The sequence below is a fragment of the Bradyrhizobium barranii subsp. barranii genome (assembly GCF_017565645.3).
GTDB lineage: Bacteria > Pseudomonadota > Alphaproteobacteria > Rhizobiales > Xanthobacteraceae > Bradyrhizobium > Bradyrhizobium barranii.
This window is the reverse complement of record NZ_CP086136.1, coordinates 5,204,965-5,230,794: the sequence shown is the minus strand read 5'-3', so window position 1 is coordinate 5,230,794 and position 25,830 is coordinate 5,204,965. Positions and strand designations below refer to the sequence as shown.

Annotated in this window: 26 protein-coding genes and 1 pseudogene; 12 read left to right on the top strand and 15 right to left on the bottom strand. The window is 64.3% G+C overall.

Annotated elements, in window-relative coordinates; genetic code table 11:
- Positions 1-6 precede the first annotated feature (6 nt).
- The gene (locus J4G43_RS24970) at positions 7-405 is read left to right on the top strand and encodes an MAPEG family protein (RefSeq protein WP_063983501.1); all 399 of its coding nucleotides are present in this window, start codon (positions 7-9) and stop codon (positions 403-405) included.
- Between the two features lie 19 nt (positions 406-424).
- Here J4G43_RS24970 and J4G43_RS24965 read toward each other — a convergent pair whose 3' ends face one another.
- The 4 genes from J4G43_RS24965 to J4G43_RS24950 form a co-directional block, all read right to left on the bottom strand.
- Positions 425-1,012, bottom strand: a complete 588-nt coding sequence (locus tag J4G43_RS24965; protein ID WP_208086637.1) for a class I SAM-dependent methyltransferase — start codon at positions 1,010-1,012, stop codon at positions 425-427.
- 14 nt (positions 1,013-1,026) lie between these two features.
- Positions 1,027-2,073, bottom strand: coding sequence for an N-acetyl-gamma-glutamyl-phosphate reductase (gene argC, locus J4G43_RS24960; RefSeq protein ID WP_063983503.1), 1,047 nt, complete (start codon positions 2,071-2,073; stop codon positions 1,027-1,029).
- Between the two features lie 96 nt (positions 2,074-2,169).
- Positions 2,170-3,156: an N-acetyl-gamma-glutamyl-phosphate reductase gene (gene argC / locus J4G43_RS24955; protein WP_208086636.1), complete on the bottom strand. Its 987-nt coding sequence runs from the start codon at positions 3,154-3,156 to the stop codon at positions 2,170-2,172.
- Complete coding sequence (locus J4G43_RS24950; RefSeq protein WP_208086635.1) at positions 3,153-3,821, bottom strand: FMN-binding negative transcriptional regulator; 669 nt, start codon at positions 3,819-3,821, stop codon at positions 3,153-3,155. The genes argC (J4G43_RS24955) and J4G43_RS24950 overlap by 4 nt, the downstream gene beginning before the upstream one ends.
- A gap of 411 nt (positions 3,822-4,232) precedes the next feature.
- Here J4G43_RS24950 and J4G43_RS24945 point away from each other — a divergent pair, with 411 nt between their 5' ends.
- Entirely contained in the window at positions 4,233-5,234 is a 1,002-nt protein-coding gene (locus J4G43_RS24945) for an MBL fold metallo-hydrolase (protein WP_208086634.1), read from the top strand.
- A gap of 40 nt (positions 5,235-5,274) precedes the next feature.
- Here J4G43_RS24945 and J4G43_RS24940 read toward each other — a convergent pair whose 3' ends face one another.
- Entirely contained in the window at positions 5,275-5,805 is a 531-nt protein-coding gene (locus J4G43_RS24940; RefSeq protein ID WP_063983507.1) for a DedA family protein, read from the bottom strand.
- Positions 5,806-6,076: 271 nt separating this feature from the next.
- On the opposite strand from J4G43_RS24940, the gene parE reads away from it, so the two are divergent.
- The 3 genes from parE to J4G43_RS24925 all read left to right on the top strand — a co-directional run bounded on the left by parE (position 6,077) and on the right by J4G43_RS24925 (position 10,434).
- The gene (gene parE, locus J4G43_RS24935; protein ID WP_208086633.1) at positions 6,077-8,122 is read left to right on the top strand and encodes a DNA topoisomerase IV subunit B; all 2,046 of its coding nucleotides are present in this window, start codon (positions 6,077-6,079) and stop codon (positions 8,120-8,122) included.
- 427 nt (positions 8,123-8,549) lie between these two features.
- Positions 8,550-9,332 (top strand): outer membrane protein, encoded by a 783-nt coding sequence (locus J4G43_RS24930; protein WP_085401054.1) that lies wholly within the window; start codon positions 8,550-8,552, stop codon positions 9,330-9,332.
- Positions 9,333-9,609: 277 nt separating this feature from the next.
- Complete coding sequence (locus tag J4G43_RS24925; protein WP_063983510.1) at positions 9,610-10,434, top strand: outer membrane protein; 825 nt, start codon at positions 9,610-9,612, stop codon at positions 10,432-10,434.
- A gap of 92 nt (positions 10,435-10,526) precedes the next feature.
- Here the strand turns inward: J4G43_RS24925 and J4G43_RS24920 are convergent, their stop codons facing one another.
- Together J4G43_RS24920 and J4G43_RS24915 are read right to left on the bottom strand one after the other, a co-directional pair.
- On the bottom strand, positions 10,527-10,712 hold the full coding sequence (locus J4G43_RS24920) for a hypothetical protein (RefSeq protein ID WP_208086632.1): 186 nt from the start codon (positions 10,710-10,712) through the stop codon (positions 10,527-10,529).
- Complete coding sequence (locus J4G43_RS24915) at positions 10,700-11,161, bottom strand: hypothetical protein (protein ID WP_208086631.1); 462 nt, start codon at positions 11,159-11,161, stop codon at positions 10,700-10,702. Before J4G43_RS24915 ends, J4G43_RS24920 begins: the two co-directional genes overlap by 13 nt.
- 139 nt (positions 11,162-11,300) lie before the next feature.
- Between J4G43_RS24915 and J4G43_RS24910 the strand changes: the two genes are divergently transcribed.
- Both J4G43_RS24910 and J4G43_RS24905 read left to right on the top strand, forming a co-directional pair.
- Positions 11,301-11,486 carry a hypothetical protein gene (locus J4G43_RS24910; RefSeq protein WP_007609848.1) on the top strand — a complete coding sequence of 62 codons (186 nt, stop codon included), beginning with the start codon at positions 11,301-11,303 and terminating at the stop codon, positions 11,484-11,486.
- A gap of 21 nt (positions 11,487-11,507) precedes the next feature.
- Positions 11,508-12,278 (top strand): SDR family NAD(P)-dependent oxidoreductase, encoded by a 771-nt coding sequence (locus tag J4G43_RS24905; protein WP_208086630.1) that lies wholly within the window; start codon positions 11,508-11,510, stop codon positions 12,276-12,278.
- Positions 12,279-12,645: 367 nt separating this feature from the next.
- Here J4G43_RS24905 and J4G43_RS24900 read toward each other — a convergent pair whose 3' ends face one another.
- Together J4G43_RS24900 and J4G43_RS24895 are read right to left on the bottom strand one after the other, a co-directional pair.
- Positions 12,646-13,413, bottom strand: coding sequence for an outer membrane protein (locus J4G43_RS24900; protein WP_208086629.1), 768 nt, complete (start codon positions 13,411-13,413; stop codon positions 12,646-12,648).
- Between the two features lie 179 nt (positions 13,414-13,592).
- Positions 13,593-14,852 (bottom strand): FAD-dependent oxidoreductase, encoded by a 1,260-nt coding sequence (locus J4G43_RS24895; RefSeq protein ID WP_208086628.1) that lies wholly within the window; start codon positions 14,850-14,852, stop codon positions 13,593-13,595.
- A gap of 121 nt (positions 14,853-14,973) precedes the next feature.
- On the opposite strand from J4G43_RS24895, the gene J4G43_RS24890 reads away from it, so the two are divergent.
- A complete protein-coding gene (locus J4G43_RS24890) occupies positions 14,974-15,258 on the top strand; it encodes a hypothetical protein (RefSeq protein WP_063983514.1) in 285 nt (94 codons plus the stop codon).
- Positions 15,259-15,307: 49 nt separating this feature from the next.
- Here J4G43_RS24890 and J4G43_RS24885 read toward each other — a convergent pair whose 3' ends face one another.
- Positions 15,308-16,828: a caspase family protein gene (locus J4G43_RS24885; protein ID WP_208086627.1), complete on the bottom strand. Its 1,521-nt coding sequence runs from the start codon at positions 16,826-16,828 to the stop codon at positions 15,308-15,310.
- Between the two features lie 202 nt (positions 16,829-17,030).
- Between J4G43_RS24885 and J4G43_RS24880 the strand changes: the two genes are divergently transcribed.
- The 4 genes and pseudogenes from J4G43_RS24880 (at position 17,031) to fabA (ending at position 21,746) form a co-directional block, all read left to right on the top strand.
- Complete coding sequence (locus J4G43_RS24880; protein WP_208086626.1) at positions 17,031-18,041, top strand: helix-turn-helix domain-containing protein; 1,011 nt, start codon at positions 17,031-17,033, stop codon at positions 18,039-18,041.
- A gap of 300 nt (positions 18,042-18,341) precedes the next feature.
- Complete coding sequence (locus J4G43_RS24875; RefSeq protein ID WP_208089407.1) at positions 18,342-19,880, top strand: DEAD/DEAH box helicase; 1,539 nt, start codon at positions 18,342-18,344, stop codon at positions 19,878-19,880.
- Between the two features lie 165 nt (positions 19,881-20,045).
- Positions 20,046-21,111: pseudogene (locus J4G43_RS24870) on the top strand (GGDEF domain-containing protein).
- 104 nt (positions 21,112-21,215) lie between these two features.
- Positions 21,216-21,746, top strand: a complete 531-nt coding sequence (gene fabA / locus J4G43_RS24865; RefSeq protein WP_208086625.1) for a bifunctional 3-hydroxydecanoyl-ACP dehydratase/trans-2-decenoyl-ACP isomerase — start codon at positions 21,216-21,218, stop codon at positions 21,744-21,746.
- Between the two features lie 100 nt (positions 21,747-21,846).
- On the opposite strand, the gene J4G43_RS24860 is transcribed toward fabA, so the two are convergent.
- The 5 genes from J4G43_RS24860 to sufD form a co-directional block, all read right to left on the bottom strand.
- Positions 21,847-22,287, bottom strand: a complete 441-nt coding sequence (locus J4G43_RS24860) for a TfoX/Sxy family protein (RefSeq protein ID WP_208086624.1) — start codon at positions 22,285-22,287, stop codon at positions 21,847-21,849.
- A gap of 162 nt (positions 22,288-22,449) precedes the next feature.
- Positions 22,450-22,860 (bottom strand): HesB/IscA family protein, encoded by a 411-nt coding sequence (locus J4G43_RS24855; protein ID WP_071914312.1) that lies wholly within the window; start codon positions 22,858-22,860, stop codon positions 22,450-22,452.
- A 49-nt stretch (positions 22,861-22,909) separates the two neighbouring features.
- A complete protein-coding gene (locus J4G43_RS24850; RefSeq protein ID WP_208086623.1) occupies positions 22,910-23,281 on the bottom strand; it encodes an SUF system Fe-S cluster assembly protein in 372 nt (123 codons plus the stop codon).
- The gene (locus J4G43_RS24845; protein ID WP_208086622.1) at positions 23,278-24,525 is read right to left on the bottom strand and encodes a cysteine desulfurase; all 1,248 of its coding nucleotides are present in this window, start codon (positions 24,523-24,525) and stop codon (positions 23,278-23,280) included. The genes J4G43_RS24850 and J4G43_RS24845 overlap by 4 nt, the downstream gene beginning before the upstream one ends.
- Entirely contained in the window at positions 24,522-25,826 is a 1,305-nt protein-coding gene (gene sufD, locus J4G43_RS24840) for a Fe-S cluster assembly protein SufD (RefSeq protein WP_208086621.1), read from the bottom strand. The genes J4G43_RS24845 and sufD overlap by 4 nt, the downstream gene beginning before the upstream one ends.
- Positions 25,827-25,830 lie beyond the last annotated feature (4 nt).

Below are 25,830 nucleotides of genomic sequence, written 5' to 3'. Positions count from 1 at the left end.
CGGGTTATGACGCGCGAATTGTTCTGGCTGACACTGACTGTGATCCTGACCGGGATCCTCTGGATTCCCTACACCATCAACCGCTGCCAGGTTCGAGGTCTCAGTGGCGCGCTGGCCAATCCCTCGCGCGCCGACAAGCCGCAGGCGGAGTGGGCGAACCGCCTGATGTTCGCGCATGACAACGCGGTCGAGAACCTCGTGCTCTTCGCGCCACTGGTGCTGATCCTGAACGCGATCGACTATTCCTCGAAATGGACCGTGCTCGCCTGCGCGGTCTATTTCTGGTCGCGTGTCGCGCATCTGATCGTCTATGCGCTCGGAATCCCGGTGTTCCGGACTCTCGCCTTCACCGTCGGCTTCCTCGCCCAGGCCGTGCTTGCGCTGGCAATCTTCAAGGTGCTCTAGAAATCGGGTCTCTTAGGGATCAGGCCCTGCGTACGACGAGGTTCAGCATGTTGGCTGGCGTCTCGTCGAAACTCTGGATCACGTTGGTGTCCGACGACAGCGTGATCCACGAACCTGCGCTGGCGTAAGTCATCTCGAGCCACTCCCGCGAGACGTAGCTGTAGTAGCGCCCGAGGCTGTCGCGGCCATCGTCCTCACCCATCTTGTAGCTGGCGTAGAACACGCCTGATGGCTTGAGCGCACGGTGGATCTTTCCAAGGATGCCGGCGAGTTCGTCGCGTGGCACATGCAGCAGACAGGCGCTCGCCCAGACGCCGTCATAGGCCTCGTGCGCATCCAGCTGGTCGAACCGCATCGCCTCGACGGGATGACCAAGCCGGCGCGAGGCGATCTCGGCCATTTCGGGCGAGCCATCGGTCGCACGCACTGAAAAACCTTCGGCGAGCATCACTGCGGAATGATTGCCGGCACCGCAACCGAGCTCGAGGATCGCGCCTCCCGGCGGCTGCAGGGCGAGAAAGCCCCGCAACCGCGTCGATGCGGCCTTCGCCCAGCCGGCATAGACCTCGGCGTTCTGCCGGTAGAATTGCAAGGTCGCTTCGTCCACCGCAGTACCTCGTGTCATGGAAACAGCGCGATCTGCTCCAACCCCGCCGTCTCGGGCAGCCCGAACATCAGGTTCATGTTCTGGATCGCTTGCCCGGCCGAACCCTTCACCAGATTGTCGAGCGTGGAAATCACGATCGCCCGGTTCTTGATGCGGTCGGCGACGACGCCGATCTGCACATAATTGGAGCCGCGCACATTCTGGGTCTGCGGCAGCACGCCCTTCCTGGCGACATGCACGAAGGGCTCGTTGGCATAAGCCTGCTCCAGCGCGCTTCGCAGATCGTCCGGCGTCGCGCCGTTGAGCTTGACGTAGGAGGTGCAGAGTTCGCCGCGCGCCATCGGAATAAGATGCGGCGTGAAGTTGATCGTCACTGCGGAACCGGCGGCGACGCCGATCTCCTGCTCGATCTCGGGCGCGTGCCGGTGGGTGCCGACCGAATAGGGCGACAGCCCCTCGCCCGCCTCGCTGAACAACGTGTTCTGTTTCAGCCCGCGGCCGGCGCCGGTGACGCCCGATTTCGCGTCGATGACGATGTCGTCGACGTCGATCAGCTTGGCTTTCGCAAGCGGCACCAGCGCGAGCAGCGCCGCCGTGGGATAGCAGCCGGGACAGGCGACCAGCCGCGCCGACGTGATCTTCTCGCGATAGAATTCGGTGAGACCGTAGACCGCTTCGCCCTGCAGTTCGAGCGCCCGGTGCTCATGGCCGTACCACTGCGCATAGGTGCTCTTGTCCCGCAGCCTGAAATCGGCGGACATGTCGAGGACCTTGATTTTGGGATTTGCCTTGAGGACCGCGGCGATGATTTCCTGCGTGGTGCCGTGCGGCAGTCCGCAGAACACCGCATCGAGCTTGCTCCAGTCGACCTTTTCCCATTCCACGAGTTTCGGCAGGTCCAGCATGAAAAAATGCGGAAACACGTCGCCCATCGACTTGCCGGCATGGGTGTTGGCGGTGAGCGCGACGATCTCGGCATTCGGATGCCGGGCCAACAGGCGCACCGCATCGGCCCCGGTGTAACCGGAGGCGCCGAGAATGCCGATCTTCTTCGAGCTCATCACGCGTACCTTTCAGGCGTCATTTGATCGTCTTGCCGGGGTCGAAAGTCGCATCGTCGCTTCGTCCACCGGGCTGGCCTCCCGAGCAACGTTCGATCAGCTATTGTCGGCAAGGCCCAACATCAGCCGCATGTTCTGCACGGCCGCACCCGAGGCGCCCTTGCCGAGATTGTCGAGCCGGGCGACCAGTACCGCCTGGTGATATTTGTCGCTGGCGAAGACGTGGAGCTCGAGCGTGTTGGTCTCGTTGAGCGCCTCCGGCTCGAGCTTGCCGCCCTTGGTCGCCTCGTTCTGGAGCGGCATCACCGAGACATATTTCGAGCCGGCGTAACGCTTGGCCAGCGCGGCCTGAAGGTCCGCACCGCTGGGCTTGCCGGGCAGCGCGTCGAGCTGGAGCGGCACCGAGACCAGCATGCCCTGCCGGTAGTTGGCGACCGAGGGAATGAAGATCGGCCGCCGCGTCAGTTTCGAATAGAGCTGCATCTCCGGCAGATGCTTGTGCTCGAAGCCGAGGCCGTAGAGCTCGAAGGACGGCGCGCTGCCGTCTTCGAAGCTCGCGATCATCGACTTGCCGCCGCCGGAATAGCCGCTCACCGCGTTGACGGCGACGGGATAATCGGGCGGCAACAGACCGGCATCGACGATCGGCCGCAGCAGCGCGATCGCACCGGTCGGATAGCAACCGGGATTGGAGACCTTCTTCGCGGCCTTGATCTTGCCGGCCTGGTCCGGCGTCAGCTCCGGAAAGCCGTAGGCCCAGTCGGGCGCGACCCGGTAGGCGGTGGAAGCGTCCAGCACCTTCGGCCCTGCGGTGCCCATGCTGTCGACCAGCGCCACTGTTTCCTTCGCGGCATCGTCAGGCAGGCAGAGGATGACGAGATCCACCTCCTCCATCAGCGCCTTCTTGGCCGCGGGATCCTTGCGTTTGTCGTCGGAAATCGTCTTCACGGTGACGTCGCTCTGGAGCTTCAGCCGCTCGTTGATGCCGAGCCCGGTGGTGCCGGAGCCGCCGTCGACGAAGACGGTGGCGGGCTTCTTGGCCGCGCCGGTGGTCGGGGCCTTGGTGGTTTCGGTGAGGCTCATGGCGCGCTCCTTTCGAGCATGTTGGTTTCGTTCGCGAAGGCCTCCGGCCTCACGTCCTGCATCAATTGTGCAATCTCTCTGGCGTCGGCTTCGGGTTGCGCACCGAGCGCGTTGGCGATCGCGGTGTAGTCGGCGTCCGATTTGTGCTGGTTGAGCTTGAAGCTGCCTTCGACCTCTTCAACCGTCATGACCAGACCCACGATCCCCTTCTTCAACGCTTCCAGCCGGCCTGCCGTCATCTTCGCCGATGTCCACGGCGCTTTCGGCAACAGCCAGCTCTCGAACTTGTCGCTCAGCGTGTCGATCTGCACCGCCAGCTGATCGTCCGACAAGAGGCGCACCGGCCCGCTCAGATGCACCGACTGGTAGAGCCAGGTCGGCACCTGATCCGGCGAGACGTACCAGTCGGGCGATACATAGGCATCGGGGCCGTTGACCGCGAGCAGCCAGGAGGTCGCGCCGTCCGCCAGCTTTAGCAGCGGATTGTGACGGGCGACATGAAAGGCGGCCTGCGGCGTGCCGTCAGCGGCGTAAGTCAGGTAGAACGGCAGCGGCGAGGCGACCGGCTTGTGGCCGTCGAAGGCGCACATCGTGCCGAAGCCGCGCTCCTCGGCGAATTTCAGGCTCGCGGCGCGGTCCTGCTTGAAAAAGGGTGGCGTGTACATCGTGGTCTCCTGCTGGGCCTCCTCGGGGGGGCCGCCGGATCAGATCGCGCTGACAGGAGAGAGAATGCCGCGGATCGGATCCAGCGGCAAAGACGATGATCTCAAACGCGATCGACCGCCCAAACCGCTAAAGAGCGGCGGCGGCGACGGGCGAACAGGATGGTCGCGGCGTTGATCATGGCGCGCGGCTATAAGGCCAGCGGGTTCCAGGGTCAAGTCCAAATCGATGGGGCGCGACGGCTGCCGCACCACGTGACGGCAGGATGCCGCCCCCGTGACGGCAGGATGCCGCACGGGTGTCATCGGGTCGCAGCGGAATTTCTCCTAAGCTTGGGGGTTCCCGAGAAAGAAAGGCGCCACAACCCCGCCGGTCCGCGCCTTTCGTTCGCAACCCAGCCCCAGGACATCGCCATGACCGAGATCACCCGTCGCGCAACGCTAGCCGGCGCCGCCGCCTCGGCGCTCCTGCCCTTCGTGAAGACCTCGCCCGCGAGCGCCGCCGCGCCCCCGGCCGCGACCCAGAATGCGAGCTTCTACCGCTACAATGTCGGCACCCACCAGATCACCGTGGTCTGCGACGGCGTCGCGACCGTCAACCTGACGGACAATTACGCGGCCGGCGCCAGCAAGGACGACATCAACAAGATCTTCGCCGAGAACCATCTGCCGACCGACAAGGTCACCCACACCTTCAATCCGGTCGTCGTCAACACCGGGCCGAAGCTCGTCGTGATCGATACCGGTCTCGGGCCCGACCAGTTCACGCAGACCAAGGGCAAGGTCGGCCAGTTCCACAACAACCTTGCGGCGGCCAGCATCGACCGCGCGGCAGTCGACGCCGTCATCATCTCGCACTTCCACGGCGACCACATCAACGGCCTGCTCGCGGCCGAGAACAAGCCGGCCTTCCCCAACGCCGAGATCATGGTTCCGGCAGTGGAATGGAAGTTCTGGATGGACGACGGCGAGATGAGCAAGGGGACCGGCAATCCGATCCTCGAAAGCAACTTCAAGAACATCCGCCGCGTGTTCGATGCGCTCGGTCGCAAGGTCACGCAATACGAGTCCGGCAAGGAAGTCGCGCCAGGCATCACCTCGGTGGCGAGCCCGGGCCACACGCCGGGACACAACTCCTTCATCGTCGCGTCCGGCGCGGAAAAGGTACTTGTACAGGTCGACATCACCGCAGGCGCAGCGTTCCTGTTCGTGAAGCACCCCGAATGGAACATCGCCTCCGACGTCGACAAACCGCTGGCGCAACAGACGCGGCGCAAGCTCTACGACATGGCGATTGCCGAGAAGATGCCGATCCAGGCCTTCCATGCCGCCTTCCCAGGTCTCGTCCGCGTCGAGAAGGAGAAGGATGGTTCGGGCTATCGCTGGATTCCGTCGATCTGGAACGCCTCGCTCTAGGCTCTGCCGTATGCGCTGACCGGGCGGCCGAGCTGCCCGGTCAGATCACGCGCCAGATCCATTCCATGATCTTCGCGATCACGTCGCCGAACAGCAACAGCGCCGCGGACCAGACCAGTGCCGAGATGAAATTGGCGGCCTGAAAACTCCAATAGGGCATCTCGAAAATGCCGGCTGCGAGCGGCACCGAGGCGCGCAAGGGGCCGAAGAAGCGGCCGATGAAGATGCTGGGCACGCCCCAGCTCCGCACGAAGGCTTCGCCCCTGGGCAGCAGCTCCGGATAGCGCGAGAGCGGCCACATCTGCGCGACCTGCTCCTTGTAGCGATAGCCGAACCAGTAGGAGACCCAGTCGCCGAGCGCAGCACCGATGCCGCCGGCGATCCAGACCGGATAGAAGCTGATGCCGCTGGCCCCGATCAGCGCGCCGATCGCAACCAGCGCCCCCCAGGCCGGGATCAGCAGCGAGATGAAGGCCAGCGACTCCCCGAAGGCGAGCAGGAACACGATCGGGGCCGCCCAAGCCTGGTGAGCGCGCACGAAATCGGCCAGCGCGTGCGCGTACTGCTCCATTCCAGATTGCCTTCCCGCCCCGTCACGGTCCTGTCAGATAAAAGGACTGGTAAGCCAAGGACTTGTGTGACATCAAGTCACAAAGCCGGGCCTGAGCCGGGCCCAGGTGTCAAATTGCCGGGAATTGGTGGGGCCTGCGGCGTAAAATCGCCGGGATTGGCTCCCACCCACACCCGCCGGGCGGACCTGCGGTGACCTTTGCAGGCCAGCCGTGGCATAGTCGGCCCAACCGATTCGCCGCCATCGCGGCCATCAAAGTGCATCAAAATATATGTCCAAGCAGTTGAAGCCAAAAGCAAAAGACGATTTTTTCGGCGGCGATGAGCCGAAGTCGCGCGCGCCCGCCAAGGCGGCCTCGCGCGGGACCGGCGGCGAAGCCGACTACACTGCGGCCGATATCGAGGTGCTCGAAGGCCTGGAACCGGTGCGCCGCCGGCCCGGCATGTATATCGGCGGCACCGACGAGAAGGCGCTGCATCACCTCTTCGCCGAAGTCATCGACAACTCGATGGACGAGGCGCTGGCCGGGCACGCGACCTTCATCGGAGTCGAGCTCAGCGCCGACGGGTTCCTGACCGTCACCGACAACGGCCGCGGCATCCCGATCGATCCGCATCCGAAGTTCCCGAAGAAGTCGGCGCTCGAAGTCATCATGTGCACGCTGCACTCGGGTGGCAAATTCGACTCCAAGGTCTACGAGACTTCCGGCGGTCTGCACGGTGTCGGCATCTCCGTGGTGAACGCCCTCTCCTCGCTGCTCGAGGTCGAGGTCGCACGCAGCCAGAAACTCTACCGCATGACATTCGAGCGCGGGCACCCGAAGGGTAAGCTCGAGGATCTCGGCAAGATCAACAACCGCCGCGGCACCCGCGTGCGCTTCAAGCCCGACACCGACATCTTCGGCGCCAAGGCCGCATTCAAGCCGCAGCGCCTGTTCAAGATGACGCGCTCGAAGGCGTATCTGTTCGGCGGCGTCGAGATCCGCTGGAATTGCGCACCCGAGCTCTTGAAGGGCGTCGAGGATGTGCCGGCGGAAGCGACCTTCCACTTCCCCGGCGGCCTCAAGGATTACCTCGCCGCTGCGATCCACGCCGACACCTTGGTGCATCCCGACATCTTCTCGGGCAAATCGGGCCGCAACGGCGCGCATGGCGCCTGCGAATGGGCTGTCGCCTGGACCGCGGATGCCGACGGCTTCCTGTCGTCCTACACCAACACCGTGCCGACGCCCGATGGCGGCACGCACGAATCCGGCCTGCGCAGCGCGCTGCTGCGCGGCCTGAAGGATCACGCCGAGCGCGTCGGTCAGGGCAAGCGCGCGTCATCCATTACGTCGGAAGACGTCATGGTGGGCGCGGCCGTGATGCTGTCGGTGTTCGTGCGCGAGCCTGAATTCCAGGGCCAGACCAAGGATCGTCTCGCCACCGCCGAAGCGCAGCGCATCGTCGAACAGGCGATGAAGGATCCGTTCGACCACTGGCTATCGGGTAATCCGAACATGGCCAACCGACTGCTCGACTTCGTGATCGACCGCGCCGAGGAGCGGCTGCGCCGCCGCCAGGAAAAGGAAACGGCACGCAAGACCGCCGGCAAGAAGCTGCGCCTGCCCGGCAAGCTCGCCGACTGCACCGATGCCGGCACCGAGGGCTCCGAGCTCTTCATCGTCGAGGGTGACTCGGCAGGCGGCAGCGCCAAGCAGGCCCGTGATCGCAAGACGCAAGCGGTGCTGCCGCTGCGCGGCAAGATCCTCAACGTCGCCTCGGCCGGCAAGGACAAGCTGACGGCGAACGCGCAGATCTCCGACCTCGTGCAAGCGATCGGCTGCGGCCAGCTTTTGCAATATCGCGAAGAGGATCTGCGCTATCAGCGCATCATCATCATGACCGACGCCGACGTCGACGGCGCCCACATCGCCTCGCTCCTGATCACCTTCTTCTACCGGCAGATGCCGCGGCTGATCGACGAGGGCCACCTCTTCCTCGCGGTGCCGCCGCTCTACAAGCTGACCCATGGCTCGAAGTCCGTCTACGCGCGCGACGACAAGCACAAGGAGACGCTGCTCAAGAGCGAGTTCAACGCCAACGCCAAGGTCGAGGTGAACCGCTTCAAAGGTCTCGGTGAGATGATGCCGGCGCAGCTCAAGGAAACCACCATGGATCCGCGCAAGCGGACGCTACTCAAGGTGGTGCTGCTCGCCGACGACCGCGACACCACGGCGGATTCGGTGGAGCGCCTGATGGGCACCAAGGCCGAGGCGCGCTTCGCGTTCATCTCGGACAAGGCGGAGTTTGCGAGCGAGGAGCTGCTCGACGTCTGAGGCAGTCTTCCGACGTCACGCACAAAGTCCCGGCCTCGGCCGGGGCTTTTTTGTTTGCGGCTGCTCGCGGAGGCGCCCGACCAGACCGCGTCCGCTACCCGACTCATCTTTGGGCGGAACGACTCGGCCAACGACTCACCGGCGCCAAGGCTGAGGCAGGATTGCTACCATTTCGGACAGAGCCGGATTTGCTAACGAGAAGTTACCGGAATTCGATCTTCGGAAAACGACGCAACACATTGTAATAATAGAGCTATTTTTGATTTCGGCGATCACGCCCGGAATCCTCGCCGAGCGGCGTTTCCCGGCGACTGTGCCTGTCCGGCAACAGCATTTCGGTGGAAAGCGGCTATAGTCCGGGCATCAGATCACTCGGACTTCAGTGCGCTCGCGCCTGCCGGACAGACCAAAGCTTGGGGATTTTAAGATGAAGAAGATTTTGCTCGCACTCACCGCGGTTGCCGCGATGACCGGCTCGGCGTCGGCGGCCGATCTGGCTGCCCGTCCCTACGTGAAGGCCCCGCTTCCGGCGCCCGTCGCCAACTGGACCGGCTTCTACATCTTCGGCGGTGGTGGTGGTGGCCTCTCGAACTCCGATCAGTCCGTCCAGACCACGGTCGGCGCGGTTCCGCTGACGATCGGCCAGCGCCAGGGTGGCTCGGGCTGGTTCGGCACCGTCGGTCTCGGCTACGACTGGCAGTTCAACAGCACTTGGGTCGCCGGCGTGTTCGCTGACGGTCAGTTCGGCAGCATCCGTGGCACGGTTCAGGATCCCTTCTTCGGCATCACCGGCTCGCAGAAGCTGGAAGACTCCTGGGCCGCTGGTGTGCGCCTCGGCTATCTGGTTGCTCCGAACGTTCTCTCCTACGTCAACGGCGGTTATTCCGGCGCTCACTTCGGCCAGACCAACTTCCTGACGCTGGCCGGCGTTCCCGCTGGTGCCCACCTCAACAGCTACAACCGCAATGGTTGGTTCGTTGGCGGCGGCGTCGAGAACAGCCTGAACATCTTCGGCATCTCTTCGCCCGGCTGGTTCATGAAGACCGAATATCGTTCGGCCTTCTACAACGCCAAGACCCAGGACGAACTGATCGACGGCACCAACCTCCCGACCGGCAACAGCATCCGCGCCAACAGCTGGAACCAGACGATCTCGACCTCGCTGGTCTACCGCTTCAACTGGACCGGTCCGGTCGTCGCGAAGTACTGATCTGATCTGAAATTCAGACGTCAAAGCCCCGGCATTGTCCGGGGCTTTTTCGTTGCGGCTTCTGTTTTGCGGAGTTCAAGGCTCGAACATCGAGAGCTCCGGTGCGCGGTGCCCCAGCGGGTCGTGCCAGTCCGGAGGCGTCGCCTCAAGCTCTGCGTTCCCAATTCATATGTACCTGACCGGCAACAGCTTTTTGGCTGGAACCGCCTATAGCTTGGTCATCCGATGACTCGAAGTTCAGCGCGCGCGCCGAACAGACCAAGGTTGGGATTTAATCATGAAGAAGTTTTTGCTCGCTCTGACGGCATTGGCGGCGATGACCGGTTCGGCCGCGGCGGCTGACCTTGGGGCCCGCCCCTATGTGAAGGCTCTGGCGCCCGCGCCCGTCCAAAGCTGGACCGGCTTCTACATCTTCGGCGGCGGCGGCGGCGGTCTGTGGTCCGCTGACAGCAACATCCAGAGCACTGGTGTTGCTGGAGGGTTCGGTGCCTTCGGACCTGCTGGCACTGCGATAACCCGCGATACGCGCCTGGGCGGCAGCGGCTGGTTTGGAACCGTCGGCGCCGGTTACGATTGGCAATTCAACGGCCGCTGGGTGGCCGGCGTCTTTGCTGACGGACAGTTCGGTGACATCAGTGGCTCGCTGACCGACCCCGCCTTCTGGCAAACTGAAGGCCGCCAAAAGCTCCGCACCAGCTACACGGCCGGCGCGCGGTTAGGCTATCTCGTTGCGCCCAATGTCCTGTCCTACGTCAACGCCGGTTACTCGGGTTCGGAATGGTCAGGCACGTCTCAGACGTTTCTGGGTGTGGGACCGGGCGCCAGTACCGCGACGCAGACGACCACTGGCTCCTTCCACCGCGATGGCTTTTTCGTTGGCGGTGGCGTCGAGAACAACCTCGACATTTTCGGAATTGCTGCGCCCGGCTGGTTCATGAAAACCGAATACCGTTCGGCGTACTATGACCGCATTTCCCGGCCCACGACGTTTGCTCCGGGTAATAATTTCGGCGCGCCGGCAGTGGGTCTGACGGGCACCGCAATTACCTTCAAGCCCTGGGTCCAGACCATCAGCACGTCGCTGGTCTACCGCTTCAACTGAAGCGCCCCAACTCCTGAACAAGTCCTGATCCAGCCTGGATATCATACGTCAAAGCCCCCGGCATCGTCCGGGGCTTTTTCGTTGTCGGATTGTCAGCGGCTGACGCTCGCCTTCAGAGATCGGTACGCCTCTCCAAGCCGGTTCTCGATCCCCGCCCAGTCGGCCTCGGTGATCGCCTCGCCCCGCGCATCGCGAAACGGCATGGCCTCCGCCCGCGCAATGCCGAACTGCCTGATGCCAGAATCGTCCGCGCTCTTGCCGTAGGTCAGCGCCGCCACGCGTGCGATGGTGAGGCCATAGTCGCGCGGGTCCGCCGCCTCGCGCCGCGCCTGCCACCAGTCAAGCTCGAGACGGGCGGCCTCGTGCGCGTCGCCGATGCAAAATCCCGGTAGTATCCAACGAGCGCTGGCAGGGCCGCATCGGCCTCCCGGCGTGACCGCGTCGGCTGGAACGTCCTGGCGGCCCCGGCGGCGCCGAGCGCGATCTGCAAGCTTCTTAGCGGCGAAAAGCCGAACTGCGTCCGCGTCGATTCGTAGAGATGATAGAACAGCGCGGCATGGCGCTTGTCGTAATAGTCGCGCCACATCGCGGTCTCGAGCCGCGCCATCTCGGCCGGATCGAACGCCCGCAGATCCGCAGGTCGCGGAATGACGGCATAGGCCGCCACCAGTGCGGCCGCAGCAGCGATGCCAAGGGTGCTACCAAGGATCATCTTCCGCACGGACATGGATCCTCCCAGCGGCCCTGCATCCGCAGCCATTGTATCCAAACCGAAGCTACGGCTAGTCTGGCGGGAAGTTTTCGTGACAAGCGGCGATCGTTGATGCCGTAGGCCACGACAGAAGCAAACCAACGGGGAGGAATGCATGCGCAGATTTCTGCTGATCGCAGGCCTGTTTGCCCTCGCCGTCGGGCTGCTCTGGATCGGACAGGGAACGGGCACCGTCGCCTGGCCGCGGTCGAGCTTCATGGTCAACCAGTTGCAATGGGCCGGCTATGGCGCAGCCATGGCCGGCTTCGGACTGGTCCTGATCTGGCAGAGCAACCAATAGAAGAAACCAGGGAATACAAATATGACATCCAACCGGTTCGATCTCCGCGGCAAAGTCGCGATCGTCACAGGGGGCAATGGCGGCATCGGTCTTGGCCTCGCCCACGGACTCGCCGACGCCGGCGCCGATATCGCCGTGGTCGCACGTAACGAAACCAAGTCGGCCGCTGCCGTTGCCGATCTCAGAGAGCGCGGCGTGAAGGCGATTGCCGTCACCACCGACGTCACCGACAAGGCGGCGGTCGCGGCCATGATCGACCGCGTCGTCAAGGAGCTCGGCCGGATCGACATCCTCATCAACAATGCCGGCATGAGCATCCGCAAGCCGCCGCACGAGCTCGAGCTCGACGAGTGGAACAAGGTGATCGACACCAACCTCACCAGCGCCTTCGTGTGCTCGAAGCTGGCCTATCCGGCGCTGAAGGCGTCGGGCAACGGCAAGGTGATCAATATCGGCTCGATGATGTCGATCTTCGGCGCGAGCTTCGCCACCGCCTATGCGGCAAGCAAGGGCGGCATCGTGCAGTACACGCGCGCGTGCGCCAATGCGTGGGCGCCCGACAACATCCAGGTCAACGCCATCCTGCCGGGTTGGATCGACACGGACCTGACGCGCGGCGCGCGGCAGCAGGTCTCGGGACTGCATGAGCGCGTGCTGGCGCGCACGCCCGCGGGACGCTGGGGCGATATCGACGACTTCGCCGGCATCGCCGTGTTCCTCGCCTCGTCCGCCTCGAACTTCGTCACGGGCACTGCGATCCCCGTCGACGGTGGATTCTCCGTGATGGCGTAAGCTCGGCCGTGGCCGACGAAAAAGCCCCGGCAGATGCCGGGGCTTTGAAAGCTTTCACGTTCGAAGAGATCATTATTTTGCGACAACCGCCGAGGGACCGAAGCGGTAGTTCACACCGACGCGCACCGCATCAACGACATGGCTGAAACGATACGTCGCGGAGTCCGCGGCGGCAGAAATAGGCAAGCGCTATTTACCAACTGCACCCTATTGCACCGTCACGGCCAGTTTCCAGAGATGATCATCCGCCAGGCCGACCCGCCCGTGGCGGCACCTACACGCGAATCGGCAGAAAAAAGCCCCGGACGGAGCCGGGGCTTTCAGTTGTTGGCAGTACTTTTTTAGCTTCGGTCGTTCGTTGACGTGCTCAGTAGCGCCCGATGACCGGTGCGTCGAACTTGTAGCTCGCGCGCACGACGGCCCACTGGATGTCGCGCGGCTTGGCATCGAAGGTGTAGTTACCCGAGGTGCCGCCGAGCTGATAGGTCTGGCTGCCGAAGGCCGCGTAGTTGTATTCGAGGCCGACGATCCAATTGCGGGTGATGCCGTATTCCCAGCCGGCGCCCACGGTCCAGCCGTTGGCCCAATGGGTCTGACCGCCCGATCCCGTCGAGGGCGCAACGGTGTCGCTGACGTTGAGACGGTTGTTCACGCCGGCATAGCCGCCCTTGATGTAGAACAAATTGTTCTGCACGGCGAAGCCCGCGCGGCCGACGACGGTCGCGAGCACGTTGGCACGCCAGGTGAAGATGTCGTCAGCGGCGCCGAAGGCGGTGTTGACGACCGTACCCTTGTTGTCGAGGCCGGAGATCGTGCCTTCCATGCCGAACACGTAGTTGTTGGCCTGCCAGTTGTAGCCGATCTGGGCGCCGCCCATGATGCCGGCGCCACGCTGACGATAGCCCTGGCCCGGAACGAGATCGCCGAACGGCGCGCCGGTCCCGTTATTGATGAACTGCTCGTTGGTCCATGCGCCACCGATATGGCCGCCGACATAGAAACCGGTCCAGTTGAACAGCGGCTCCGCATAGGCGGGCGCCTTCATGTAGCGTGCACCGAGATCGGCGGCTGAAGCAGCGCCGGTCGAAACCAGAGCGGTCGTGCAGGCGAAGGCGGCAATCAATTTGTTACGCATGGTACACCCCGTGTCCTTTGATGGATGCACGGTCACACGCAGGTCTTACTCAAATTTGAATCAAGAAAGTTAAGATGCCGGATTGGCAAGCGGCGCGACGTGAATCCGTTTGCGCTGTTGCACGCACGCAACGCGCGGTGCGCGATTTAACGCCGCGTTATCCCTACCGACCTCCTGCGCTACGATGCAGGCGCGGCCTTAGACTGCACGTGCTCGGGCCGCACGCCGAGCGCAATCAGGCGCGCCGGAAGACCCTGGAGCCATGGCAGCGCAGTGATCAGGCGCACGACCAGTGGCACCTTCAGCGGCCGATCACTGCCCTGCAGGGCGCCGCTGATGATGTTGTTCTGCACGATCATCTGCATGCGCTGCGTCATCCTCACCGGGAATTCGCGGCGCCGGCGCACGGCATCGAGTTCATTCTCGGTTGGGCAGCCCTGCCGAAGCTTGTCGGCCAGCAAATTGGCGGTCGCAACTGCGTCCTGCACGGCGAGATTGACGCCGACGCCGCCGACCGGCGACATCGCATGCGCGGCATCGCCGATGAGAAGCAGGCCCGGCCGCGTCCAGCGCGCCAGGCGGTTGATCGCGACGGTGAGCAGCTTGACGTCGTCAAAGCTCTTCACATCGGCGATGCCGGATCGAAGGATCGGCGCCATGCGCACGACGTCGTCGAGCAGCGCCTGCAATCCCCTCACCTTCACCGCCTCGTATTGCCCCTTCGCGATGACATAGGCGCACTGCCAATAGTCGCCGCGGTCGAACGTGACCATCATCTTTCCGGGCTCGACGCGCGCGAACAGGTTCTCGGTCTCGTCCGCCTTGCGGCCGACGCGGAACCACAGCACGTCCATCGGCGCGCCGATCTCCTCGACGCGGAGCCCCGCACGCTCGCGCACCGTCGAATGCCGGCCATCGCAGGCAACGGTGAGATCGGCTTCGATGTCGATCGGCCCATCCGGCGTCATCGCACGCACGCCGGCGACGGTCTCGCCGCGGCGGATCAGATCGACGGCTTCCGTATTCATCATCATCTTGAGCGAGGCGAAGCGCTGGCCGGCCTCGCGCAGGAAATTCAGGAAGTCCCATTGCGGCATGAAGGCAATGAACGGGTACTTGGTGCGCAGCCGGCGGAGATCGGCAATCCGCACGGGCGTCCCGCCAAACAGGCCGTCCATCATCTGCAGGCGCTGGTGCGGCAGCTTCAGGAACCCATCGATCAGGCCGAGCTCGTCCATCACCTGGAGCGTCGAGGGATGCACGGTGTCGCCGCGAAAGTCGCGGAAGAAATCCGCATGCTTCTCCAGCACCACGACATCGATGCCGGCGCGTCCCAGGAGATAGCCGAGCATCATGCCGGCCGGCCCGCCGCCGACGATGCAACATCGGGCTCTCACGGAGTGACGCACGGTGTGCTCTGGGGTATCAGATTCCGTCATCAACTCCTCGCTTACAACTTTAGTATTCTGTGCGGTGCAACAAGCCGGAATTGGTTTGCCGCAATGCCGAATGGCCGGTAGCGTTGCTGATAATTTCGATTGATTTCAGGAAGATCCCGCGTTGCGCACCATACTGATAGTGCTTGGCATCTGGCTGCTGATCAACGTGCTTTTCGTCGTGATCATGCTGCCGCCGCGCAAGCCGCGGAAGCCGGATCCTCAGGAGGCGGGCACGCTCGCGCCGGCACGGATCGACCAGAACGGCTATCCGTTCGAGGAACAGGAGAAGGTCCTGCTTCGCCATGTCGTCATCTCGATCGCCATGGGGACGTTCTTCTCGCTTGCGCCGCCCTTGATGGAAGCGATCGACGCCATCAAGCGCTACATCGGGAAGCGTCGCGGCTAGTTTCCCGCGCCAACTGCGCTCGCCGCCCAACAATGGAACCGCAGACCGCTCAGTTGTTGTTGCGGTTCGCGGCCCGAAAACTCTTGATTTCCGACACGCTGCCGTCGCGGTAGGTCAGTTCCACCGAGACGAACTGCGTCGCCGGGGCAAGCTTCATGTAGAGCGGCATGCCGGCGCTGATCGCGCTGGGATCGCGCATGTCGCAGCCCGGCATCTTCAACACCTGGTTCGGAACGGCGGTGTCGATGCCGATGCGCACCTCGCGGATGGCGCAACGGTAGGACACGAGGTGCGTGTAATAGACGAGCAGCCCGTTGAACTCGCGGAACGACAGCCAGCTCGTCGCGGTCATGTCGAGAATCTTGCGCTGGTCGCGGATCAGCGCGGCCTCGGGATCGAACCTGATCGGGAATGGCCCCTGCATGTCGCCGGACTGATCGACATAGCGGACCTCGATGGTGCCGGCCTGCGCATCCGGCGGCAATTCGATCGACGGGTTCGGCATCCGCTTGCGCGTGCGCGGATCGAGCGTGTCGATGAAGCCGGTCTCGCGGAAATCGCCATTGCCGGCCATGCGCCAGGAAATGCCGAGCGTCGGGTCGGCGAAGGAGAACACCACGCTCCAGCCGCCATTGTGCCGCGAGAAGCTGGCGATCGGCGCGTTGGTGGTTTCTTCCTTCGGCACGCGCGGTACCGACACCGGCGGGAGAGCCGCGAGCTTCTGCGGCGGCGGATCGGCCGGGCGCGCAGCGGCGGTGGCGTCCTTGGCAACGCCGCTGAGGAAGACGTCGTCGACCATCTGGTCGAAATAGACCGGCACCTGTCTGTGCTTGACGGTGTCGGCCATCTCGCTGACGAGACGGCGGGTCCGCTGCGCCACCTGCACCAGGTTCTCGCCGGGCTGGAGAAGCTCCTTGGCGAAGGTGCGTGTGAACACCGAATTGGGATTGGCGTCGTCGTTGGAGAGACGATCGAGCGCGGTCTGGCGGGGACCCGCGGAGAACACAGAGAACACGCCTTCGGGCAGCTGCACCATCGGCGCGAGGCCGCCGCCGCCGGCGACCGCGCGGGTGCCTTTGCGCTCGAACGGGTTGTTGCGGCAGGCGTCGAACACGAGGATCGACGTCCGCGCCTTCTTGTTCTGAAGGCGCTCGACGATGCGGTCGGCCAGGATGGAAGCGTCGCGCACCAGCTCTTCCTGCCCTTCGGTCGCCGCCGGTACGTCAGTCGGCAGCAGGTAGTTCTGGCCCGCGATCTCGAAGCCGTGGCCGGCGTAGAAGAAGAATGCGGTGTCGCCGGGCTCGATCGTCCTGTCGAAGGCGAGCAGCGTCTCGGAGAATTGCTGCCGGCTCTGGTTCTCGGCGACCATCACCGAGAAGCCGAGCTGCTTCAGCGTATCGCCCATGGTGCGGGCGTCGTTGACCGCCTTGAGGAGCTTGGGGACGTTCCTGTAGTCGTTGTTGCCGACGACGAGCGCAACGCGTTTCTCGGCTTGTGCGGGCAGCGCGAAGCCGCTCAGGCTCACCGCAAGGCCAAGGGCCGCCAGAATTCTGAAAACCCGACGCGTCATCGTAAAATTCCCGTTGCGGAACGGCGCTCCGCCGGCCCCCTCGAACAGCGATTCATTGGAACCCTCTGCCGTTGATGATAGTCGGTCCAGCCATATCGACGGTTCAACGCGCAGAGCCCACGGGTTCCGTCATCAGGACTATGGCAGATTCCTCCGGAATCTGCTTTTTCTAGGCAGCTGCGCGCTGCAAGCGGGGGCTGCCGTGTATCGATGGTGTACTGACGAGGTCGAGCCGCATGACCGGTTCGACTATTGGCGCGAGGTCCGGTCCAAGGGCCTGTTCGGCGTCACCGCTGAACTCGAGCGCGAACGCCGCGCGGACTTCTACGGCGAATTCTCGCTGCGCCAGCTCGGCGGCGGTGGCCTCGTCGAGCTGAAGGCGTCGCACTACACGGTCGAGCGCAGCAACTCCGACATCGCCTACGCGCCCGGCGACAGCATCTGCGTCTATCAGCAGCTCGGCAGCGGCGGCTGGTTCGGCGGCATGCGCACCGGTGACTTTGCGATCGCCAACGGCAGCTTTGCCACCAGCCATACCGACCAGCCTTATCGCACCGCGCCGCTCGGCGCAGGCGGCTTCCACCTGCGCATCCTGAAGATCCCCGTGAGCAGGCTCTCCACGCAGGACAGGCGCATGCGCGAGCTTGCGCCCCGGACCTTCAGCGATCCCGGCCTGGCGCCCCTGCTCGGCGCCTGCTTCGCCGACCTCGATGAGGCCGCCGCAGGCGATAACGGCGCCACTGATGCGACCTCAGTCGCCCAGACCTCCTTGGATCAGGCCTCCTTGGATCAAGCCTCGCTCGTCCAGGCCTTGGCCCATCTGGCGCTGATCGAGCGCGGCATCGTGCGGCCCGGCAGCCGCCGTGGGCAGGCCGCGCTACGGACCGCCCGGCTCTCGCAGGCGCGGCGCCTGATCGCGCGCCATCTGCAAGACCCCGGTCTGGCGCCGACGATGGTGGCCGACCAGCTCGGCGTGTCCGTGCGTCACCTGCACATGCTGTTCGAAGCCGCGGCGAAGAGCTTTTCGCAGACCGTGACGGACGAACGCCTGAAACAGAGCCGCCGCCTGATGCGCGAGGCGCCGGACCGGCTGATCGCTGATATCGCGACCTCCTGCGGCTTCGAGAGCCTGGCGACCTATTACCGGGTCTTCAACGCCGCCTACGGAATGGCCCCCGGCGATTTCCGGGCCCGGGGCCCGGAAGGGCGTTAGCCGTCCCTCCGGCAGCTATCGCCCGGTTAACGGTGGAGGCGGAAAAGCCCAACCGGGCCCGCTATTTGAGCAAAAACCTCAGGTTTTTTAGGGTCTTCCCGCGCCCGCTCCATTGACTTTGGCCGATTCCCGCCTATGTTCCGGGGCGACGCGGCTCAGATCGAAGACCGATTCTTGAGCCTTGCGCTTTGTTCGCGTGAGTCAGCACCCCCAGCTTCTTTGAGAGCGCGCCGTTTCGGGGTGGAACGCGACAGCCTTAATTACCCTCGATTCCGAACGGCGGTTTCGACCAGAGGCTCAATGTCCTTTTCAAATCTCGGACTGTCCGAAAAAGTCCTCGCCGCAGTGGCGGCCACCGGTTACACCACCCCCACCCCCATTCAGGAACAGGCGATCCCCCACGTCCTCGCACGCAAGGATGTGCTCGGCATCGCCCAGACCGGCACCGGCAAGACCGCGGCCTTCGTGCTGCCGATGCTCACCATCCTCGAAAAGGGTCGCGCCCGCGCGCGCATGCCGCGCACGCTGATCCTGGAGCCTACCCGCGAACTCGCGGCGCAGGTGAAGGAAAACTTCGACCGCTACGGCGCCGGCCAGAAGCTCAACGTCGCCCTGCTGATCGGCGGCGTTTCCTTCGGCGACCAGGATGCCAAGCTGACGCGCGGCGTCGACGTGCTGATCGCCACCCCCGGCCGCCTGCTCGACCACACCGAGCGCGGCGGGCTCCTGCTCACCGGCGTGGAGCTGCTCGTCATCGACGAAGCCGACCGCATGCTGGACATGGGCTTCATTCCTGACATCGAGCGCGTCTGCAAGCTCGTCCCGTTCACGCGGCAAACCCTGTTCTTCACCGCGACCATGCCGCCGGAAATCCGGCGCATCACCGAGACCTTCCTGCATAATCCGCAGAAGGTCGAGGTCTCCAAGCCCGCCACCACCGCCGTGACCGTCACGCAGTGTCAGGTCCCGGCCGGGCGCGAGGCGCATGAGAAGCGTGAATTGCTGCGACGCCTGCTGCGCGAGGCCAAGGATCTCCAGAACGCGATCATCTTCTGCAATCGCAAGCGCGAGGTCGCCGTCGTTCACAAATCACTGCAAAAGCATGGTTTCAGCGTCGGCGCCCTGCATGGCGACATGGACCAGTCGGCCCGCACGGCGGCGCTCGAACAGTTCCGCAAGGGCGAACTGCCGCTGCTGGTCGCCTCCGATGTTGCCGCCCGCGGCCTCGACATCCCTGAGGTCAGCCACGTCTTCAATTTCGACGTCCCCCACCACCCCGACGACTATGTTCACCGCGTCGGCCGCACCGGCCGCGCCGGCCGCGCCGGCATGGCGATCTCGCTCGTGACGCCGCTCGACCAGAAGTCGATGGTGGCAATCGAGAAGCTGATCGGCCAGAGCATTCCGCGCGCCGAGGGCGATTTCGAAGTGCCCGCGGACGCAGGCGAGCAGAGCGCACGTTCGCGCGAACCGCGCGGGCGCGACCGTGAACGTTCCCGCGGCGGACGCGGCAAGCCGCAGCGTGGCCGCGATCGTGAGCGCAGCCACGAGCCCCGCGAACCGCGCGGCGAGGCGAGGCCTTCCGCAGAGACACAGCCCGCTCCTGAAGCGAGACCTGCACGTGAGCCGAGGCCCGCACGGGAGGCGAGGCCTCCGCGTGAAGCGAAGCAATCATCCGAGCCGCGCGGTGGATCGCGCCAGCAAGCCAATCCATCGCATGTGCCGTCGATCGGCCGCCCCGAGCCGCGCCGCCAGCGCGAGGCCGATACCGAGCCCGGCGATCACTCGCACCTTCCGGCGTTTCTGCTCCGGCCAGTGCGTTCTCCCGCCGGCGCTTGACGCGCCGGCGCGATTCAGGTTCGGTTGAGCAGAGCCGCTTCACACTTATTCTGATGCATTCGCGAACGTCTGTTTACAGAGCGTTCACGATCGTCCGTTAGCCTGCGAACATAATTTAAGTATTGCTGCGGTCGATGGCGCACCGACCGCTGTGGGGTATGTTCAGTGGTCAAGGTGCTCGACGACACGAACGCACGATGGCGTTCGCCGAAGTGGCTCTCGGTCAGATCCGCTCGCTTCGACAGACTGCAATTCCCCGCAATTACGAGATCTGGTACGTCTACGCCACCGGCTATAACGCTCCGCTCAACAAGATCATCAACGAGACGCTGGCGCGCCACGGCAAGCTGACCGAAGGCGATCTCGAGCAGATCTACGAGACCTATCTTTCCCACATCAAGACCACCGACCGCATCAACAAGGTCGGCGCACGCGTCATCGGCGAGATCGACGACGTGATGACGGTGCTGAGCGAAGCGCTCGGGATGACCGGCTCCTACGATGCCAGCCTGTCGGGCGCGACCGAGCAACTGTCGTCGGCCAAGAGCCGCGACCAGATCAAGTCGGTCGTCGAGACGCTGCTGCGTTCGACCAGCGAGATGCGCGAGACCAACAAGGCGCTGGAAGACCGGCTGACCCTGTCCAAGAACGAGATCAGCAATCTCCAGCAGAGCCTGGAGGCGATCCGCGCCGAGAGCCTGACCGATCCGCTGACGGGGTTGGGCAATCGCAAATATTTCGATCGCATGATCGGCATGGCCGTGCAGAGCGCGCTCGCCTCGGGCGAGCCGCTGTCGCTGCTGCTGTTCGACATCGATCATTTCAAATCGTTCAACGATTCCTACGGCCATCTCACCGGCGACCAAGTGTTGCGGCTGGTCGGCCTGTCCATGAAGCAGACCATCAAGGGACAGGACATCACCGCGCGCTATGGCGGCGAGGAATTCGCGGTCCTGCTGCCCAACACGGCGCTGCGCCAGGCCCTCACCGTTGCAGATCACATCCGCCGCGCCGTGATGGCGAAGGAATTGAAGAAAAAATCGACCGGCGAGATCCTCGGCCGCGTCACCATCTCCGTCGGCGTCTCCATGCTCAAGCAGGGCGACGACCCCGACGCGTTGATCGAGCGTGCGGATGCCTGCCTCTATGCCGCCAAGCGCAACGGGCGCAACCGGTGATCTGCGAGGCCGATCCGGAATTCGCGATCGAGTCGCACAGCCGGGTGGCCTGACGCCGAAGCAGCGCGCCGAAGAGACGGCCGGCGCTTGACATTCCAACCCGCCGAACGACATCTTCCCCGCCGCCCGACTGCGAGCGTCGAGAGGACTTGTCGTCTTGCCCAATCCCCATGACTTTCACACACCGCAGCCGTCGTACACCAGGGATGAACTGCTGAGATCGAGCGACGGCGGCTATTTCGGCCCGGGCAACGCGCAATTGCCGGCCCCGCCGATGCTCATGATGGATCGCATCACTGAGATCAGCCTGGACGGCGGCGAGTTCGGCAAGGGCCACATCGTCGGCGAGCTCGATATTGTGCCCGGCCACTGGTTCTTCGATTGCCACTATCGCGGTGACGCGATGATGCCGGGAAGCCTCGGCCTGGATGCGATGTGGCAGATGATCGGCTACTGGCTTGGCTGGTCGGGCTCACCGGGCAAGGGCCGCGCCATCGGCGTCGGCGAGGTCGAGGCTACGGGATTGGTCGCACCGGAGACGCGACGCGTGCGCTACGAGGTCGCCATGCGCATGGTCCGGCGCGGCAAGCTGGTGCTCGGAATTGCCGACGGTCGCGTGCTGGCCGACGGTGTCGGTGTCTTCATGGCCAAGGACATGAGGGTCGGACTGACCAAGGCGGTGGACTGAGGTCTCGTAGGGTGGGCAAAGGCGCGCAAGCGCCGTGCCCACCATCTCTCCAGCACCTTTATCCTGAACGGTGGGCACGCTTCCGCCTTCGCTCTACGAGCTACGGCGGACGAGTCGCTTTGCCCACCCTACGAACCGCCTTCTTGGCTGCCTGTTTCTTCGCCGGCGGCTTCTTCACGACCTTCTTCGGCGCCACCGCCTTCTTCCCCTTCGGCCGCTTCTTCACCTTGGCGCGCTGGGCGGCGGCTAGCGCTGCCCTCGCCCATTGCGCAAGCTCCTCGGAATCGTCGAACAGGCGCGCCGGCAGTTCCCAATAGGAATTCACCAGCACGGTTTTGGCGCGGGTCGAGTACTGGAACGGCTTCGAGCCTTCCGCTTCGAAGCCCGGGATGGTGACCTCGTCGGCGCGGAAGAACAGGCCCGCGCGCAAGGCGAGCGCGAAGTTGATGCCGTCGGCGGAGATGCCGTAGCCGGAGAACATTTTTCGGATGGTGACGGGGCCGAAATCGGCGAACAGGTCGCTCAGGAATTCGCGGTCCATGGCCAAGCTGTCTCCCCACGGTCGTCCCCGCGAACGCGGGGACCCATAACCACAGGGAGGAGTTTAGCGAAGACTACCAGCCAGGAAAGCTTGGTACTGATACCGAGCGTCATCTCCAGATCACGCGGTATGGGTCCCCGCGTTCGCGGGGACGACAGCGACTTACCCGTCGATCTTCGCGGGCCGCAGCTCGACCGATTCGCCGCAGCCGCAGGCGGAGACCTGGTTGGGGTTGTTGAAGACGAACTGGGCCTGCATCTTGTCGGCCTTGTAGTCCATCTCGGTGCCGAGCAGGAACAGCACGGCCTTGGGATCGACCAGGATCTTGACGCCCTTGTCCTCGACGACCTCGTCGGTCGGGCGGACATCATGGGCGTATTCGACCGTATAGGACTGGCCGGCACAGCCGCCGTTCTTCACGCCGACGCGCAGGCCCACGATCTCGGAATCGGCGCGGCTCGTCAGCTCGCTGATGCGCTGGGCGGCGGCATCGGTCAGCCGCATCACCTGCGGACGCGGGCGCCGCGGTTTCGGAGTGGATGCTGGTGTTGGGCCGGACGATATCTGTGTCATGTCAGTGATGTGGTCCGTTGCTGAGCGAATTCAATGCCAGAGTTACGCGTCACCACATATTGAGGACGAGACGGGCCTCGTCGCTCATGCGTTCCGGCGTCCATGCCGGCTCCCAGATCACCTTGACGTCGACCACGCCGACGCCGGGGACGCTGGCGACCGCGTTCTCGACCATGGTCGGTAGCTCGCCGGCGGCCGGGCAGTTCGGCGTCGTCAGCGTCATCTGGACGTCGACGGAACGGTCGTCCTTGATCTCGACATTGTAGATCAGGCCGAGCTCATAGATGTCGGCCGGGATTTCCGGGTCGAACACAGTTTTTAGGCCAGCGATGATCTCGGTGGTGAGACGCTCGGTCTCCTCCGGCGGCAACGCCGAATGGGTCTCCATCGGATTGGTTTTGATTTCGGCCGTGTCACTCATGAGAACAAATCCCGCGCCTTCAAAAGCGCCTGAGCCAGATGATCGACTTCTTCCCGCGTATTATACATGCCGAACGACGCCCGGCATGTGGCCGTCACGTTGAACCGCTCTAAAAGCGGCATCACGCAATGGGTGCCGGCGCGCACCGCGATGCCCTGGCGGTCGATCACGGTGGCGACGTCGTGGGCGTGTGCGCCCTTGAGCTCGAAGGAGATCACCGGGCCCTTGCCCCGGGCGGTGCCGATCAGCCGCAGCGAATTGATCTCGCGCAGCCGGTCCTGGGCATAGGTGGTGAGATCGTGCTCGTGGGCGGCGATGCGCTCCTTGCCGATCGAATTGACGTAGTCGATGGCCGCGCCGAGGCCCACGGCCTCGACGATCGCGGGCGTGCCGGCCTCGAACTTGTGCGGGGGATCGCCATAGGTGACGATGTCGCGCGAGACCTCGCGGATCATCTCGCCGCCGCCGTTATAGGGACGCATCGCGACGAGGTGGTCGTACTTGGCCCAGAGGATGCCGATGCCGGTCGGCCCATAGACCTTGTGGCCGGTAAAGACATAGAAATCGCAGCCGAGATCCTGGACGTCGACAGGCAGATGCACTGCGCCCTGGCTGCCGTCGACGAGCACGGGAATGCCGCGGGCGTGGGCGATTTTCACGACGTCCTTGATCGGCACAATGGTGCCAAGCGCGTTCGACATCTGCGTGATCGCGACCAGCTTGGTCTTCGACGTCAGCAGCTTCTCGAACTCGTCGATGAGGAAGTTACCCTCGTCGTCGACCGGCGCCCACTTGATCACGGCGCCATGGCGTTCCCTGAGGAAATGCCACGGCACGATGTTGGAGTGGTGCTCCATGATCGAGATGACGATCTCGTCGCCCTCTTTGATGTTCGGTTCGCCCCAGGACGACGCGACGAGGTTGATCGCCTCCGTCGCGTTGCGGGTGAAGATGACCTCTTCGGTCCGCGGCGCGTTGATGAACTGCGCAACCTTGCTGCGACCGCCCTCATAGGCCTCGGTGGCGGCATTGGCGAGGTAATGCAGGCCGCGATGCACGTTGGCGTATTCGGACGTATAGGCCTGCGTCATGCGGTCGAGCACGGCGCTCGGCTTCTGCGCCGAGGCGGCGTTGTCGAGATAGACCAGCGGCTTGCCGTAGACCTGCATGGCGAGCGCCGGAAAATCCTGGCGCACGCGTGCGACGTCGTAGGCACCGTTCTTGACTGCGGGATGCGTGCTCATTGGCGCCGCTCCAGCCAGCGCTCGGCGATACCGATCACGTGCTCGCGCAAACCGTCATCGGCGATCTGCTCGATCGCCTCACCCACGAAAGCCTGGATCAGCAGCGCCTGGGCCTGCTTCTCCGGGAGGCCGCGCGCCTTCAGGTAGAACAGCAGGCTGTCGTCGAGCGCGCCGGCAGTGGCGCCGTGGCCGCAGGAGACGTCATCGGCGAAGATCTCGAGCTCCGGCTTGTTGTCGGCCTCGGCTTCGTCCGAAAGCAGCAGCGCGCGGGTCATCATCTTGCCGTCGGTCTTCTGCGCGTCGGGACGGACGATGATGCGGCCCTGGAACACCGAATGGGCGCGATCGTCGATCACCGCGCGGAAGACCTCGCGGCTGACGCAGTTCGGCACGGCATGATCGACCACCAGCGTGGTGTCGCCGTGCTCGGTCTTCTGGAGCAGTTTCACGCCGTTGACGGAGAGGTCGCTGCCCTCGCCCGCCATCGTGATGAAGCCCTGGAGGCGGCTGACGGCAGCGCCAGTCGTCATGTTGAAGAAATTGAGCTTCGTGTTCGCGCCGACCGTGACGAACTGCGAGGTCACGTTCACTGCGTCGGGTGCATCGTCCAACAGGCGGATATGCGCGACGTCGGCATTGTCGCCGACCGAGAGGATGACGGCGTCGTAGACCTGGTAGGCCTTGGCACCGGCCGCAACAAAGCTCTCGATGATGGTGGCGCGAGCGCCGTTCCCGACCGCGATCCGCGAACGGCTGAAAGCCGACGCGGACGAAGCGGTCGCGATGTGGATGATCTGGATCGGCGCGGACAGCTGCGCACCGTCGGCGATCGACAACACGACGCCGTCGGTTGCCAGCGCCGCATTCAGCGCGATCACGGCATCGGTGGCCGCGGTCTTCAGGAGACCTGCGTCCTTCTCCAGCGCTTCCCGCAGCGTCTCGAGGCCCACCTCAGAGGCAAGCGCCTTGACGTCGGAGAGATCGGCCGCGAACACGCCGTCGACCAGCACCAGCTTGCGGGCGCCTTCGATCGCATGCGCCTTGACGGCATCCGCGGCACGCTTCAGCGCGGCCGCATCGGGGCTAGTCGCAAGCGGCAGCACCTCGCCGACCAGCGCACGCAGGTCGGTGTATTTCCATTCCTCGATCCGGCGATGCGGCAGGCCGAGACGCTCATAGGTCTCGAACGCCTCGCGGCGTACCGCGATCACAGAAGGCGGACCCGGCAGGCGGCCTTCGGCGCTGGCGAAGAGATCGCTCACCGCGCGGCCGTTTCCGGTCTTTGCCACAGCAACGTTCATCCTA

Bases quoted from the DNA above. Each gene is read 5' to 3' on its own strand.
- J4G43_RS24970 (WP_063983501.1), top strand. From the start codon at position 7: ATGACGCGCGAATTGTTCTGGCTGACACTGACTGTGATCCTGACCGGG.
- argC (WP_063983503.1), bottom strand. From the start codon at position 2,073: ATGAGCTCGAAGAAGATCGGCATTCTCGGCGCCTCCGGTTACACCGGG.
- argC (WP_208086636.1), bottom strand. From the start codon at position 3,156: ATGAGCCTCACCGAAACCACCAAGGCCCCGACCACCGGCGCGGCCAAG.
- J4G43_RS24950 (WP_208086635.1), bottom strand. From the start codon at position 3,821: ATGTACACGCCACCCTTTTTCAAGCAGGACCGCGCCGCGAGCCTGAAA.
- J4G43_RS24945 (WP_208086634.1), top strand. From the start codon at position 4,233: ATGACCGAGATCACCCGTCGCGCAACGCTAGCCGGCGCCGCCGCCTCG.
- J4G43_RS24940 (WP_063983507.1), bottom strand. From the start codon at position 5,805: ATGGAGCAGTACGCGCACGCGCTGGCCGATTTCGTGCGCGCTCACCAG.
- parE (WP_208086633.1), top strand. From the start codon at position 6,077: ATGTCCAAGCAGTTGAAGCCAAAAGCAAAAGACGATTTTTTCGGCGGC.
- J4G43_RS24930 (WP_085401054.1), top strand. From the start codon at position 8,550: ATGAAGAAGATTTTGCTCGCACTCACCGCGGTTGCCGCGATGACCGGC.
- J4G43_RS24925 (WP_063983510.1), top strand. From the start codon at position 9,610: ATGAAGAAGTTTTTGCTCGCTCTGACGGCATTGGCGGCGATGACCGGT.
- J4G43_RS24915 (WP_208086631.1), bottom strand. From the start codon at position 11,161: ATGTCCGTGCGGAAGATGATCCTTGGTAGCACCCTTGGCATCGCTGCT.
- J4G43_RS24910 (WP_007609848.1), top strand. From the start codon at position 11,301: ATGCGCAGATTTCTGCTGATCGCAGGCCTGTTTGCCCTCGCCGTCGGG.
- J4G43_RS24905 (WP_208086630.1), top strand. From the start codon at position 11,508: ATGACATCCAACCGGTTCGATCTCCGCGGCAAAGTCGCGATCGTCACA.
- J4G43_RS24900 (WP_208086629.1), bottom strand. From the start codon at position 13,413: ATGCGTAACAAATTGATTGCCGCCTTCGCCTGCACGACCGCTCTGGTT.
- J4G43_RS24895 (WP_208086628.1), bottom strand. From the start codon at position 14,852: ATGACGGAATCTGATACCCCAGAGCACACCGTGCGTCACTCCGTGAGA.
- J4G43_RS24885 (WP_208086627.1), bottom strand. From the start codon at position 16,828: ATGACGCGTCGGGTTTTCAGAATTCTGGCGGCCCTTGGCCTTGCGGTG.
- J4G43_RS24875 (WP_208089407.1), top strand. From the start codon at position 18,342: ATGTCCTTTTCAAATCTCGGACTGTCCGAAAAAGTCCTCGCCGCAGTG.
- J4G43_RS24860 (WP_208086624.1), bottom strand. From the start codon at position 22,287: ATGGACCGCGAATTCCTGAGCGACCTGTTCGCCGATTTCGGCCCCGTC.
- J4G43_RS24855 (WP_071914312.1), bottom strand. From the start codon at position 22,860: ATGACACAGATATCGTCCGGCCCAACACCAGCATCCACTCCGAAACCG.
- J4G43_RS24850 (WP_208086623.1), bottom strand. From the start codon at position 23,281: ATGAGTGACACGGCCGAAATCAAAACCAATCCGATGGAGACCCATTCG.
- J4G43_RS24845 (WP_208086622.1), bottom strand. From the start codon at position 24,525: ATGAGCACGCATCCCGCAGTCAAGAACGGTGCCTACGACGTCGCACGC.
- sufD (WP_208086621.1), bottom strand. From the start codon at position 25,826: ATGAACGTTGCTGTGGCAAAGACCGGAAACGGCCGCGCGGTGAGCGAT.